The organism is Shewanella sp. 10N.286.51.B8 (assembly GCF_041469325.1).
Lineage (GTDB): Bacteria > Pseudomonadota > Gammaproteobacteria > Enterobacterales > Shewanellaceae > Shewanella.
In genome coordinates this window covers 115546-128997 of record NZ_JBFRKG010000023.1, presented here as the reverse complement: position 1 = coordinate 128997, position 13452 = coordinate 115546, and the positions used below count along the sequence as shown (strand labels likewise).

The window sequence follows — 13452 nt, the reverse complement described above, 5'->3', positions numbered from 1 at the left end:
TGGGCCTCAATTTTTTCACTGGCTATGAAAACTAAATGGGGGTTATCCGGTCTTAATTCAAGACGTGTCACGATTATCATCAATGACTAATGCAAGCGCTTACGAAAAAACGTACAGTATTGCACTATTGAAATCGCGATAAACATAACATTAGCAACAACAATAAAGATAAACCGCAGTTTATGTTATTAAGCTTAAGCTAACTTTAAGGCAACCAATAGATGATAGCATTCCAATGCCAGCAACTTACTTATTAGTTATAACAACTTGCCCTGATAACGCCAGTGCAAAACGCATTGCATCAACGCTAGTGGAAACTAAAGCGGCTGCTTGTGTGCAATTAATTCCACAAATAGAGTCAGTTTATGTGTGGGATGATGAGGTCTGTCATAGTAGTGAAGTCGCTTTACACATAAAATGTATTGCTAAAAATTATGATGCAATTCAACAAATAGTGATCCAACAGCATCCCTATGAAGTACCTGAATTAATCGCTATGCCTATTACTCAAGGCTTGCCAAATTATTTAAAATGGATAGAAGAAACTTCCCAATCATGAAAAAAATATTTGCGCTTATTTTTACCTCTTTACTCCTGCTAACGCCATTAGCTCACAGTGAAGGCATTTTTAGCAGTAATAAGTTCAGCTTCCTTCAGGGCGAGCCAGAGTTAATGCCTGTTGAAGAGGCTTTTGTATTTGATTATCAGCAAAAAGATAATCAATTAGCCATTAGCTTTGTGATTGCCGATGGTTATTACATGTACCGTGACAAGTTGCAGTTTTCTGCCGACGGCGCAGTGATTGGCGATATAGACCTACCCCGAGGCAAGGTTCATAACGATGAATATTTTGGCGAACAAGAAGTGTATTACACCTTTGTTGAGCTGCCGTTAGCCCTTAAAGAAGCCGCCCAAGGCAGCCTAGTACAAGTGACCTTTATGGGTTGCGCTGAAGGCAAGCTGTGTTATCCGCCTACCAAACGTGATGTTAAGCTAGATGCTGTTGCTGCTAACGATGGCAAGGTAAAGGGCAAAAAAGCCATTATTGGTGATGTGCCAGCTCAAGCTGAACCAGCAACCGCAAGCAATGCGACAACGCCTATCACCCAACAAGACAGCTTAAGCCAAATGCTGGCCAACGATAGCTTAATGTGGACCTTAGTTATCTTCTTTGGTTTAGGTATTGGTTTAGCCTTAACCCCTTGTGTGTTTCCTATGTACCCGATTTTGTCAGGGATTATTGTGGGGCAAGGGAAAAAGTTATCTACCGCTAAAGCCTTCACACTATCAATGGCCTACGTTCAAGGTATGGCGATTACCTATTCATTATTAGGTTTAGTGGTTGCCTCTGCGGGCATGAAATTTCAAGCGGCATTGCAACATCCTGCTATTTTGATTTTCTTAGCGGTAATGTTTGTACTGCTGAGTTTATCTATGTTTGGTATGTATGAATTACGCCTGCCGGGCAAATTCCAAGACAAGATGAATACCCTGTCGAATAACCAAAAAGGTGGCAACCTTGTTGGGGTGTTCTTTATGGGCGTTATTTCAGGTTTAGTGGCGTCGCCTTGTACCACTGCGCCGCTGTCTGGTGCGCTGATTTATGTGGCCCAAAGTGGCGACTTACTACAGGGCTTCTTGGCGCTGTATGTATTAAGCATGGGTATGGGGGTGCCATTACTGATCATTGGTACTTCTGGTGGTAAATTACTGCCGCGCGCCGGTGCATGGATGGATATCATTAAGACCATTTTTGGCTTCTTGCTGATTTCTGTCTCAATCGTGATGATTGGCCGCATCTGGCCAGGACTGGTATCTGATGTATTGTGGTCAATTTGGGGGATTTGCTTAACGGGCTACCTCATACACCAGAACAAACTATCAGAGTTTAACTGGAAGCAAACCACCCGTGGCATCATACTGACGCTGACTTTACTCGCCAGTTTCTCTTATGGTTTCCAAGCGGTAATGACTGCATTGGGCCATCAGGCGCCATCAATCAGCAATGAGACTAACCAAAGCAAGCAAATTAGCCATGGTGAGTTATTCATTCAAATTAAGTCACTAGAAGACTTAGAAGTTGAGCTAGATAAAGCCAGCCTTAGCGGTAAAACCGTGATGCTAGATTTATACGCTGACTGGTGTGTGGCCTGTAAAGAGTTTGAGGCGATTACCTTTGCTAATCCAATAGTATTAGAGCGTTTAGATCAAATGGTGTTACTGCAAGCCGATGTCACTAAAAGTGATGCCATTGATATTGAACTGCTTGAGCACTTCAACGTATTAGGCTTACCGACCCTATTAATGTTCGATGAAAATGGCAATCAGCGTGAAGATTTACGCGTAACCGGCTTTATGGGGCCTAAACCCTTTGCTGAGCACTTGGATTTATTGCTGAATAAATAAATTTATTCTCAACTAAGATATTGAAAATGGTCAATTTATTTATTAGATTGGCCATTTTTTTAATCCTGAGCTATTTTTTAATACCAAGTTGATTCTTTTCTTATACAATCTACTTACCTACAACCTAGTTTCAACAAATCGAATAAGGCCTTATGGAACCCGCAATTCTCATTGTTACGCTATTATGTGGCATGCTTGTTAGTCGAGTCGGTTTACCACCACTAATTGGTTATCTTGCAGCAGGTTTTTTACTGTTTATTTTTGGGATCCAAGATGAAAGCTTGCCACTGCTGCAGGAACTAGCTGACCTCGGCGTCATGTTACTGCTGTTTGCTATTGGGCTTAAATTAGATGTCAAAAGTTTACTCAAATCTGAGGTGTGGGCCAGTTCCAGTTTGCACTTAATTGGCTCGATATTATTCTTTTTACCCATCTTAAAATTGCTGGGATTAGTAGGGCTAGACAGGCTAGTTGATTTAGATATTGATCAGCTGTTACTACTGAGCTTTGCCTTAAGTTTTTCAAGTACCGTATTTGCCGTCAAAGTGCTGGATGAAAACGGTGATAGCCAAGCCTTGTATGGCCGTATCGCCATTGGTATCTTGATTATGCAAGATATCTTCGCAGTGCTATTCCTCACCATTTCAAAGGGTGATTTCCCCTCCATTTACGCCTTAGGTTTATTGCTGTTACCACTAGTTAAACCACTAATTTATAAAATATTCGACCGCGTTGGCCACGGCGAAATGTTGATTTTATTTGGCCTGACTATGGCATTAGTCATGGGCGCTTGGCTGTTTGAAGCCGTTGGCTTAAAGCCGGATCTAGGCGCATTGATTATTGGTATTTTACTGGCAGGCCACGCTAAAGCGTCCGAGCTTTCTAAATCAATTTACTACTTTAAAGAGCTGTTTTTAGTCGCGTTTTTCTTAACCATTGGTTTAAATGGTTTGCCAACCATTGCCGATGTGGGCCTAGCTGGGTTACTGGTGCTATTAGTGCCGTTTAAAATCATGCTGTTCTTTATATTATTGACCCGCTTTAAGTTGCGTTCTCGTACCTCGCTATTTGCCTCATTCAATCTAGGTAACTACAGTGAGTTTGGCTTGATTGTTGCTGCGGTAGCCGCATCAAAAGGCTGGTTACCTGCCGAGTGGTTAATCATTTTAGCAGTAGCCTTGAGCATCAGTTTCTTAATTGCTGCGCCCCTTAATGCGGCGGTCAACAAGTTCTATCAGCGCTACCATAAAACCTTTATCACCCTTGAAAAACACCCGCTACACCCTGAGGATAGACAAATTCCTGTGGGTAATCCGCGCTTTTTGATTTTAGGGATGGGCCGGATTGGCTCAGGTGCTTACGATGAGCTGCGCGCTAAATACTCAGGCGAAATACTGGGGATTGAACACAAGCAAGAACTGGTGGATTTTCATCGCTCTGAAGGCCGCAATGTGGTGCAAGGCGATGCTAGCGATACCGATTTTTGGGAAAAGCTTGAGCGGGCACCGGGGCTTGAATTGGTGCTATTAGCCATGCCACACCATATTGGTAATATGTTTGCGGTAGAGCAACTTAAAAAGCTCGATTACCAAGGTAAGATCAGCGCCATTGTGCAATATTCTGAAGATGCAGAGTCACTGAAAGAGCAAGGGGTTAACAGCGTTTATAACCTTTACGAAGCTGCAGGTGCTGGTTTTGTGGACAATGTTATTCATGAATTACTTGAGCCAAACACAGAGGAAGAATCAGAAGCGAGCGTTGATAAAGCCAGCGCAGCCACTGAAATCACCCCTAACTTGAGCAAGCCATAAGCGTAAATAGTTAGCGATATCCTCTATTCGCTATGCTAAACCGATAAGCGCCTTATTAACATTAAGGCGCTTTTTTATTGTTTAAAATGCGCTTTTATATCAATCAGCCAAGGTTAGCCAGCGTCGCTATTTGGGTGGTTATAAAGCCAGTTTATACCTCAAATTTGTTCTGCTAATAAAACAGTCAACGTAAACCCTTACATTAACATACCTCTTTAGTAGTACAAAGGCATTGAAATTACTGTTATTTCCACAAAACCGACTACTCTTAAGCTGCAAATTGTATCAATCGAGTTTTCAGTAGTTACAGCCACTGGCAAGTCGTGATATAAATCACATTATCAATTTAAAATTTAATACTTTTATACCGCTTAGGTAACTTCGTAACTCGACATTCTTTGGAACTGTAACTGTATGTCAAATCCTGCTCAAAAAGCCATGAAGTTGTTTGTACAAACATTTGGAACTACGGCTGACGACCTGTATCAAGCACCAGGTCGTGTCAATATTATTGGCGAACACACGGATTATAACGAAGGATTCGTTTTACCCGCTGCAATTAATTTTCACACTGTTATTGCGGTTAAACATCGTAGTGATAACACCTTTAGAGCCGTGACTGATGCCTTTGCTGGGCAAATCGAACAATGGCGTTTTGGTGAAGAAAACGCCATTGAAGAAAACGCCATTGAAGATAAAGGCAGTTGGGGAAATTACCTAAAAGGCTTTACCGCCTCAATGGCTCAATCTGGGCTTAAAGCTAAAGGCATGGATATTGCCATTGTCGGCAATGTGCCACTGGGCGCAGGCATGTCGTCATCAGCAGCTCTTGAGGTGGCCTTTGGCACTGCCATTAGCTACGCCAGCCAACTGCATTTATCGCCATTAGCCATTGCACAAATTGCCCAACGTGGAGAGCACAGGTTCATAAAGTCAGAATCTGGCATTATGGATCAAACCATTAGCGCACTGGCGGTGGCCGATCACGCCTTATTGATTGACTGCTTAGAGTTAGACGGCCGCGCAATAGCGATTCCTGACAGCTTAAGTTTGCTGATTGTCGATCCTAGCATCGATCGCCAGCTGTTAATTGACCGCTTTGATGCCCGTAAACTGCAATGTCATCAGATTAATGAATTGCTTGGAGTTGAGTCACTAAGGGAAGTCAGCCTTGGCCAGCTAAACAGCGCGAAAGCTAGCTTAGGTGATGAACTTTATCATCGAGCTAAGCATGTATTAACTGAAAACCAACGCACTGTGAATGCCGCCCGCGCTCTAGAGCAACAAGATACTGCCCGTTTCGGCCAATTAATGGCCCAATCACAACAATCCATGCGCGATGATTTTGACATCAGCACCCCTGAGATTGATGCCTTAGTGAAAATAATTAAAGATATCATTGGCACCAAAGGCGGCGTAAGAATGAGTGATGGTTGCGTGGTAGCGCTTATTGATCATGAGCTAACCGATGCTGTGGTCAATGCCGTTGAGCAGCTATATCCACAACAAACATCCTTAGAACCAATTATCTATTTATGCTCTGCCAGTGGCGGCGCAGGCAGAATTGAATAAGCAATTCTATTGCTATAAGAGGCATTAATGTTACAAATCACCACACTTGAACCATGGCAAGATCCTCGCGGAGGATGGGTAGAACGTATTCGAGTCGACAACGGCAAGGTTGCTATTGAAGTGTTAAGTCTAGGGGGAATTATAAACGCCTTATGGACTGAAGATAACCAAGGCCAGCGAGATAACATCGTTTTAGGCTGTGATAGCGTCAGCGATTATTTAAACCAGCCGGCTTATTTAGGCGCCATTGCAGGGCGATACTCTAACCGCATTGCTAATGGTCAGTTGCAGTATCAAGGCAACCACTATCAGCTCGATATAAACCAAGCGACCAATTGCTTACACGGTGGCGCTGAAGGTTTTCATTTAAAGCATTGGCATATGCAAGCCCTTGAAGACGGGGTGAGATTAACCCTTGATAGCCCAGATGGTGATATGGGCTTTCCGGGTAATTGTACGGTGCAATTAGATTATCGCTTGGCTGACAATAGTTTACTCATTGAAATGCAAGCAAGTGTCGATAAGGCCTGCCCTATTAGCCTCACCCAGCACAGTTATTTTAATTTAGAAGGCGCTGATAGCTTAACTAATGCAGCGCATTTGATCCAAGTGGATGCCAAGCAATATTTGCCAATGAATGAAGTGGGTATTCCAACTTCAATTGCTGCGACCACTGGCAGCGATTTAGATTTAGCCCAAGCCACTGCATTTGCTGTGCAAACTCATCGACCTGCTCTTGCTGCCACCAATGGTTTTGATCATTGTTATGTGCTTAACAATGCTGAGCAAGTCTGTCGATTTGGTTGTCTTTCAAGCCCTAAAACTGGCCGCACCATGACGATTTACACCAATCAACCTGGGGTGCAGCTGTATGGCGCTAACTTCCTTGAAGGCGTAAAAGGCTTTGACGGCCGTATTTACCAGTCTCACCAAGCGGTATGTATTGAACCACAAATGCTGCCAGACTCACCTAATCAAGCCGATTTACCCGGTAAGCCTTGGATAGAGCCAGGACAAGTTTATCGCCATGTGAGCCGTTACGAGTTTGGGGTGATTTAAGCCTAAGCGATTACTGTTGAGCGATTGATTTACTAATAAACAGCCAATAAAAATGGAGCTATGATTTATTATCATGCTCCATTTTTTGTCTTTAGCGCTTTATGCTAATCGTCACTGTCATCACTGATACCGAAGTCGGCATCAGCATCTTCAAATTCCATTTCACTGTCATCGACATCGATAATCTCATCCACCGCTGCAACTTTTTTGGCTTTTGAGGCTGGCGCAGAGTCTGGCACTGAAGATAATTCGATATGCGCTTCATGTTTTGCCATAAACTCAGCTCTAGCAGCAAGCCATGCTGCTTCATGCTCAGCTTTGGCGGCTGTTAACTGCTGGGGTTCCAGCTCATGCAGGTTAACCTTAACGATATCCTCTACGTACTCGCCAATCGTGTTACGACTAACATTAAATAAGTAGATTCGACCGGGAGACGCATCGGGGAGTCGGTTGTCATGGACGACAATTGAGGTGCCACGTGGAGTACGAAGCTCACCATACCAAACTTGTTTTTTTGCAGTGTTATACATATATGCTAATGCCCTTAAATCAACACATACCTAAAAAATGTGCATTTTAGCAGCACACAGTTTATTTACTAACCTCTACGCAACGCGCATGATTATTGAGGATAATTAATCAAAAACTTATGAAAAAATCAATATATTATTAATGAAGTTTTTTATATTTTTGCCATTTTTTGCCAGTGCCATATCGCCATCGTCTTATGCTGCAAATCATCTGAGTTATGATTTTCCCAAGGTGTTATGCACCCAGTGTAATTTAGCGGCGCTGCAAGCTCTAATTTAGTTCAAATATGACAGCCTTCAAGTCAGCTATGATAAAAAGACTGTTTTGAATTTGATGCCTTACTATTGCCTAATTCTTGCTTAGGTCTTGTTTGTTTACATCTTACTTGTTTAGGTTTTGCTCATTTAGGTTTAGGCTTCGCCTAGCTGCAGAATAATCTTGCCTCTATGCTGACCTGACTCCATATATTGATGCGCTTTTACGACCTCATCAAACGGGAACACTTTATCAACCCGGATCTGCACTTGTTTAGCATCCAGTAATGGCCATAGCTGTGCTAATAATCCAGCGGCGATGTCAGCCTTAGCCTCGACACTTTGCGGCCTAAGCGTTGAGCCAGTCCATTGAATGCGTTTGGCCATAATGCTAAAAATATTCACTTCTGTTTTAGCGCCGCGCTGGGTTGCCACTGATACCATGCGGCCATCAAAAGCCAATACCTTTAAATTGCGGTTGATGAAATCACAACCCGCAATATCTAGCACCACATTGACCCCTTCAGCTTGTGTTGCTGCAAGGATAGGCTCAACAAAATCATCTTTATGGTAATTAACCGCCATACTCGCCCCTTGGTCGAGACAATATTGGCATTTTTCATCGCTACCTGAGGTAACAAACACTTTAGCGCCTAGGGCTTTGGCAACTTGTATGGCGGTGGTGCCAATACCGCCAGAGGCGCCGTGGATCAGCACTGTTTCACCGGCTTTAAGCTTGGCGCGATTAACCAAGTTTCCCCAAACCGTGAAACAGGTTTCCGGTAAGGCCGCCGCTTGTACAAAGCTGTAGCCTTTGGGGAGCGGTAAGCAATGTGAGGCGTAAGTGATCACTTGCTCTGCATAGCCACCGCCAGGCACTAAGGCACAGATCTTGTCGCCGATTTGCCATTGTGTGACATCTTTAGCCATTGCAATGACTTCCCCTGCCACTTCCAAGCCTAATATCGGGCTAGCACCTTTTGGCGGCGGATTTGCGCCTTCTCGCTGCTTAATGTCTGGGCCATTAACCCCTGCAGCATGTACTTTTATGATCACTTGCCCAGCTTTAAGCCTAGGTAATGCTGAATGGTTAAAGCGCATCACTTCAGCTGCGCCCGTTTCATTGTAAATCACATGCTTTATGCTGTTTACGATCATTTGGCCCGTCCATATTATTTATTGCGTCACAAAAAAATTAACTTTTCGCTAGCAAACTGTCGTTTTAGGTTACTATATTTACTGAAAGTGGCTAGATTTAATTCAACTAACTGAATTTAAGCAAGCACTAGGTTTAATAGCGGAGCATAGTGCGGTGAAAACTAGCTAAGTAAGGCTGCGCCATTAGCACTTATTCTATTGAGGCCAACACTACCGTGAAATATATTATCTCTCTACTACTACTGGTTTCTTCATCCCTTGCAGCCAAGCCTGTATTGATCGCATCGGATATTTGGTGCCCTTATATTTGCCAGGATCACACCGGTTATGTCACTGAACTGACTCGGCGCTCATTTGAAGTCATGGATCAACAGGTGCATTTTATTGCGGTACCTTTTAATCGCGCTTTAAAGGAAGTTAAAATTGGTAATATCGATGCCATTCTTGCAGTTACACCAACCCATATTGAACAATTTAATTTATATACCGACACACTGATTGTTGGCTATACCAGCACGGATTTTTATACTCGCGCAGACGCTTCATGGTCATTTCAGCAATTAGACAGTCTTGATGGTGCGCTAGTGGGGATTATCGGAGGTTATGACTACGGCGAGCAGCTCAATGATAAAATTAGCCGTTCAACCGACTTTTACGCCGCCACGGGAGAGCAACCCATGATGTTGAACATTAAGCGCCTCGTAAATGGCCGATTTGATGTGATACTGGGTAATAAAGTCGCTATTGAATATACTGCATACAAAAATGATGTAGCTAATCAAATCAAATACGCCGGTTCATATGGTGAGCCAACGCCTTTATATGTAGGCTTTAATCCTAATCAAAGCCGTATCGCAGATGTGTATGCTCAAGGTATTGCTAAATTAAAGCGCTCTGGTGAGTTTCAACAAATTTTAGATAAATACCAAATTAAAGCACCTGAAAATATGCCGCCATTAGGCCTTTAATGATTAAATTTAACCAAAGCCATTTAAACAACATACTTTATAAACCATATACTTAGACATTCACCAATAAGCATTCAGCTTATATTAGCCCGAGTCAATACCGGCCATGAGCCTCAATCATAGTCAGATAATCAATTCGCGATAACCGCGTTCAAGCTGTGCCTAACCTCCTATTTAACATTAAAAACTTTGATAATAGATTTTACTAATACTATATATTGACCTATGGTATTTAATTAGTATTTGCTGTTAATGCCAGCTTATTTTCCGCGTATCAATATTTATTAATTACCAACAGGCTCAAATCATGCAGCAGCTCAACACTGCTTTTTAAACAGCTAGCAATAAAGGAATATAATAATGTTTTGGATAATTATTGCTCTAATATGGTTTATCACCCTTGCAGGCTTGTTATTATTTAATTTTCAGGCTTCTGCTAATAGAAAAAAAGAAAGCTATACCAATGTGCTGTTTAATGCCAAAAGCGGGAATGTCGCTATTCAACACTGCTTTTATTTAGCTGATGCCCAGCAAACAGCTAAACGCATCCTTGGGGCTGATAGCGATTTAGTCAAAAACCCACAAAGCAGAAAAGCGTTTGCTGACTACGTGCAGACAAACTTTCACATTGCAGATAACAATCAGCAATTATTGCAGCTTGAATACCTAAATTGTGAAATCAAAGGTGACTACCTATGGCTTTACCAACAAACCACGCTAGCAAAAAGCGTTATCGGCAACGATCCCAAGTCGGTGGGCTTTTACATCAAAATCGCCAATCAGTTAACATTGTGTCCCAGCCAATTGAGCAATATTAATGTTGAGCACAACAAACAAGTCAAAGTAATGCATATCAGCACCGATAACAAATGGCAACACTTAGCATTAGACACAGATGTCGCCTAAGTGGATCTGCTAGGCCTTATGCAGCACGCAACACTGACATATTAATCGCTGACAAAAGAGACTATATGGTCTCTTTTTTATTGGTAGAAAAGAAACTCTTTAGCCTTAAAAAAGTTTATAACCCTTAAAAAGTCCCTCTTTAATCCTCTCCTACTAGGATCTTTTTTAGACAAATTGATCTAGCTCAAAGATATTGTAACTTGTGTTGATTTAATGTTGCCTTACAACTATAAACAGGCAAACTGGAACTAGCTAAAAACAATAAATAAACCTTTTAGGCTAGCAAGTTAACACGCTGTTTGGCGGTTAGTATTTAGCAATCAAAGGAGAAGGAATGACAGGGTTAGTTAAGCTTTTACAATCCATGCTCGGCAGTTTTAAAGATCTTATTCCCATCATAGTCGTGGTGAGTTTCTTTGAAATATTTATCCTCCAACAAGCACCCGATAACTTATTTTCCATTCTTGTAGGCTTAGTATTTATTGTTCTTGGGCTAACCTTTTTTGTCTTTGGTTTAGAAATGGGCTTATTCCCCATTGGTGAATCATTGGCACACGCACTAGCCCGTAAAGGCAGTACCTTCTGGCTGGTGACCTTCTCCTTTTCATTAGGTTTTGGCACCACCTTAGCAGAACCCGCCTTAACAGCTGTCGCCGCTGAAGCAGCCCAAGTTGCAGCAGATGGTGGCGCCATCAAGGCCACTGAGGCTGCCATGGACAGCTATGCGATGGGACTGAGATTAACCGTAGCGGTGTCAGTAGGTTTAGCGATTTTATTAGGGGTTATTCGCATTGTAAAAGGCTGGCCAATTCATTATTTGATCATTGGCGGCTACATCATAGTGATGGTGCTCACCAGCTTTGCCCCTGAAAATATTATTGGTATCGCCTATGACTCTGGTGGCGTCACCACGTCAACCATTACTGTACCGCTGGTAACGGCTCTCGGCGTTGGCTTAGCCACTGTGATTAAAGGACGTAATCCCATGCTTGATGGCTTTGGGCTGATTGCCTTTGCCAGTTTAACCCCAGTTATTTTTGTACTGCTTTACGGGATGATCCTGTAATGACATTCCGCAACAGCCCTGTTTTAGCTGACGTTGTAATAAATCAAAGCTGCGCCTACAAGGAGTATTATGGAGTGGATTAACCAGCTATTGGCAACCTTACTGCTTACCATGCGTGATGTGGTGCCAATTGCGACAATTTTATTTGGCTTTCAACTGGGTGTACTCAAGCGTCCCATTGCCAATTGGAAAACCGTGGTCTTAGGTTTTGTGTATGTGATCTTAGGCTTAAGCTTTTTCCTGGTCGGCTTAGAGTTAGCGCTATTTCCCATTGGTGAAAACTTAGCGGATCAACTCACCTCCCCCAGTATTTTGCACCCTGATGGCTCCGCTGGACCGTTCATTTGGCAAGATTACCTGTGGGTTTATGTGTTTGCAGCTGCCATTGGCTTTAGTACCACCATTGCTGAGCCGTCATTAATTGCGGTGGCGATAAAAGCCAATGAAGTCTCTGGTGGCACCATTAGTATTCAAGGCTTGAGAATTTCTGTGGCCATTGGGGTCGCTTTTGGGATCTCACTAGGTTGTTTTCGTATTGTGGTTGGTGATCCTATTCACTACTACATCATGGCTGGCTATGTGGTAGTTGTAATTCAAACATTTTTCGCGCCGAAATCGATTATTCCTTTAGCTTATGATTCCGGCGGCGTCACCACTTCTACCGTGACTGTGCCCCTCGTGGCCGCACTCGGTTTAGGGCTTGCCTCTAATGTTGAAGGCCGTAACCCCCTTATTGATGGTTTTGGCTTAATTGCCTTTGCTAGCTTATTTCCAATCATTGCCGTCATGAGCTACGCCCAAATCGTAGCCTTTGTTGACCAACGAAAATCCGCCAAGGAGTAACCCATGCGATTTAAATTAATTGTCGCTTTTGTTGATGATATTAGTACTGAAGCGGTACTGGATGCCGCCAGAGAAGCTGGTGCCACAGGTGCCACTGTAATTAACCATGCTCGCGGTGAAGGACTAACTAAAAAGAAAACCTTCATGGGGCTAGGCTTAGATGTACAACGGGACGTCATTTTATGGCTAGTTGAAGAGCATATGAGCCGACATATTTTAGAAACGATCTGTGAGGTGGGCGGCTTTAATACTCACCCAGGTCAAGGAATAGCAATTCAAATTGATGTTGAAGATGCCGTTGGTGTTGCTCACCAAGTTGCAAAACTCACTGATGATATAAAGGATCAAATATGAAACCATCAACGCCAATAAAAAACCGTGATATTTTGATGAATGATTACGCCATGATTGATGGCCTACTTACCGTCAGTGAAGCCATTAATATTGCGATGGCAAAAAACGTCACTATTTTAGTGATTAACAAACGCCATGAGCATGATGAATACGGCATATTGTTACTCAGTGATATTGCCAGAAAAGTATTAGCCACTGATAAGTCACCAGAGCGGGTTAATGTTTATGAAATCATGATAAAGCCTGTGATGTCAGTATGCCCAGATATGGATATTCGCTATACCGCCCGCTTATTTGATCAATTCCAGATCAACAAAGCTCCTGTCATTGAACAAGGCAATATTATTGGCTTTGTCACCTATAACAATATTGTCTTAAAAGGCATGGTTAACAATGCCAGTTGATCACTCAAGATCGTGACTCGTCACCTCTAAATAGCTATCGCAGCCAATAAAAAACCCAGCAAAAATGCTGGGTTCCTCATAATAATTCGTAAAATACGTGTTTAATTTAACACTTTTACA

General features: G+C 42.6%; 13 protein-coding genes. 11 read left to right on the top strand and 2 right to left on the bottom strand.

Annotated features, from left to right (window positions below; all coding sequences use genetic code 11):
* Positions 1 to 235 precede the first annotated feature (235 nt).
* The 5 genes from cutA to AB4160_RS09700 all read left to right on the top strand — a co-directional run bounded on the left by cutA (position 236) and on the right by AB4160_RS09700 (position 6848).
* Entirely contained in the window at positions 236 to 559 is a 324-nt protein-coding gene (gene cutA / locus AB4160_RS09720; RefSeq protein ID WP_102439568.1) for a divalent-cation tolerance protein CutA, read from the top strand.
* Positions 556 to 2406: a protein-disulfide reductase DsbD gene (locus AB4160_RS09715; protein ID WP_102439569.1), complete on the top strand. Its 1851-nt coding sequence runs from the start codon at positions 556 to 558 to the stop codon at positions 2404 to 2406. Before cutA ends, AB4160_RS09715 begins: the two co-directional genes overlap by 4 nt.
* A 152-nt stretch (positions 2407 to 2558) precedes the next feature.
* The gene (locus AB4160_RS09710) at positions 2559 to 4217 is read left to right on the top strand and encodes a cation:proton antiporter family protein (RefSeq protein ID WP_102439570.1); all 1659 of its coding nucleotides are present in this window, start codon (positions 2559 to 2561) and stop codon (positions 4215 to 4217) included.
* A gap of 414 nt (positions 4218 to 4631) precedes the next feature.
* On the top strand, positions 4632 to 5789 hold the full coding sequence (gene galK, locus AB4160_RS09705) for a galactokinase (RefSeq protein ID WP_102475477.1): 1158 nt from the start codon (positions 4632 to 4634) through the stop codon (positions 5787 to 5789).
* Between the two features lie 27 nt (positions 5790 to 5816).
* Positions 5817 to 6848 carry an aldose epimerase family protein gene (locus AB4160_RS09700; protein ID WP_102531478.1) on the top strand — a complete coding sequence of 344 codons (1032 nt, stop codon included), beginning with the start codon at positions 5817 to 5819 and terminating at the stop codon, positions 6846 to 6848.
* Positions 6849 to 6952: 104 nt separating this feature from the next.
* On the opposite strand, the gene AB4160_RS09695 is transcribed toward AB4160_RS09700, so the two are convergent.
* Positions 6953 to 7378, bottom strand: coding sequence for a hypothetical protein (locus tag AB4160_RS09695; protein WP_102439573.1), 426 nt, complete (start codon positions 7376 to 7378; stop codon positions 6953 to 6955).
* A 411-nt stretch (positions 7379 to 7789) separates the two neighbouring features.
* Positions 7790 to 8791, bottom strand: coding sequence for an NAD(P)H-quinone oxidoreductase (locus AB4160_RS09690; RefSeq protein WP_372004388.1), 1002 nt, complete (start codon positions 8789 to 8791; stop codon positions 7790 to 7792).
* 215 nt (positions 8792 to 9006) lie between these two features.
* On the opposite strand from AB4160_RS09690, the gene AB4160_RS09685 reads away from it, so the two are divergent.
* The 6 genes from AB4160_RS09685 (at position 9007) to AB4160_RS09660 (ending at position 13332) form a co-directional block, all read left to right on the top strand.
* Complete coding sequence (locus tag AB4160_RS09685) at positions 9007 to 9759, top strand: ABC transporter substrate-binding protein (protein ID WP_102475474.1); 753 nt, start codon at positions 9007 to 9009, stop codon at positions 9757 to 9759.
* Positions 9760 to 10119: 360 nt separating this feature from the next.
* Positions 10120 to 10665 carry a DUF6702 family protein gene (locus AB4160_RS09680; protein ID WP_102520467.1) on the top strand — a complete coding sequence of 182 codons (546 nt, stop codon included), beginning with the start codon at positions 10120 to 10122 and terminating at the stop codon, positions 10663 to 10665.
* Positions 10666 to 10999: 334 nt separating this feature from the next.
* Complete coding sequence (locus tag AB4160_RS09675; protein WP_076538618.1) at positions 11000 to 11731, top strand: DUF1538 domain-containing protein; 732 nt, start codon at positions 11000 to 11002, stop codon at positions 11729 to 11731.
* A gap of 69 nt (positions 11732 to 11800) precedes the next feature.
* A complete protein-coding gene (locus AB4160_RS09670; RefSeq protein WP_102439577.1) occupies positions 11801 to 12574 on the top strand; it encodes a DUF1538 domain-containing protein in 774 nt (257 codons plus the stop codon).
* Positions 12575 to 12577: 3 nt separating this feature from the next.
* A complete protein-coding gene (locus tag AB4160_RS09665) occupies positions 12578 to 12928 on the top strand; it encodes a P-II family nitrogen regulator (RefSeq protein WP_076538613.1) in 351 nt (116 codons plus the stop codon).
* On the top strand, positions 12925 to 13332 hold the full coding sequence (locus tag AB4160_RS09660; protein ID WP_102439578.1) for a CBS domain-containing protein: 408 nt from the start codon (positions 12925 to 12927) through the stop codon (positions 13330 to 13332). The genes AB4160_RS09665 and AB4160_RS09660 overlap by 4 nt, the downstream gene beginning before the upstream one ends.
* The last annotated feature ends 120 nt before the right edge of the window (positions 13333 to 13452 follow it).

Bases quoted from the DNA above. Each gene is read 5' to 3' on its own strand.
- AB4160_RS09665 (WP_076538613.1), top strand. From the start codon at position 12,578: ATGCGATTTAAATTAATTGTCGCTTTTGTTGATGATATTAGTACTGAA.
- AB4160_RS09700 (WP_102531478.1), top strand. From the start codon at position 5,817: ATGTTACAAATCACCACACTTGAACCATGGCAAGATCCTCGCGGAGGA.
- AB4160_RS09675 (WP_076538618.1), top strand. From the start codon at position 11,000: ATGACAGGGTTAGTTAAGCTTTTACAATCCATGCTCGGCAGTTTTAAA.
- AB4160_RS09670 (WP_102439577.1), top strand. From the start codon at position 11,801: ATGGAGTGGATTAACCAGCTATTGGCAACCTTACTGCTTACCATGCGT.
- AB4160_RS09690 (WP_372004388.1), bottom strand. From the start codon at position 8,791: ATGATCGTAAACAGCATAAAGCATGTGATTTACAATGAAACGGGCGCA.
- AB4160_RS09695 (WP_102439573.1), bottom strand. From the start codon at position 7,378: ATGTATAACACTGCAAAAAAACAAGTTTGGTATGGTGAGCTTCGTACT.
- cutA (WP_102439568.1), top strand. From the start codon at position 236: ATGCCAGCAACTTACTTATTAGTTATAACAACTTGCCCTGATAACGCC.
- galK (WP_102475477.1), top strand. From the start codon at position 4,632: ATGTCAAATCCTGCTCAAAAAGCCATGAAGTTGTTTGTACAAACATTT.
- AB4160_RS09715 (WP_102439569.1), top strand. From the start codon at position 556: ATGAAAAAAATATTTGCGCTTATTTTTACCTCTTTACTCCTGCTAACG.
- AB4160_RS09680 (WP_102520467.1), top strand. From the start codon at position 10,120: ATGTTTTGGATAATTATTGCTCTAATATGGTTTATCACCCTTGCAGGC.
- AB4160_RS09660 (WP_102439578.1), top strand. From the start codon at position 12,925: ATGAAACCATCAACGCCAATAAAAAACCGTGATATTTTGATGAATGAT.
- AB4160_RS09710 (WP_102439570.1), top strand. From the start codon at position 2,559: ATGGAACCCGCAATTCTCATTGTTACGCTATTATGTGGCATGCTTGTT.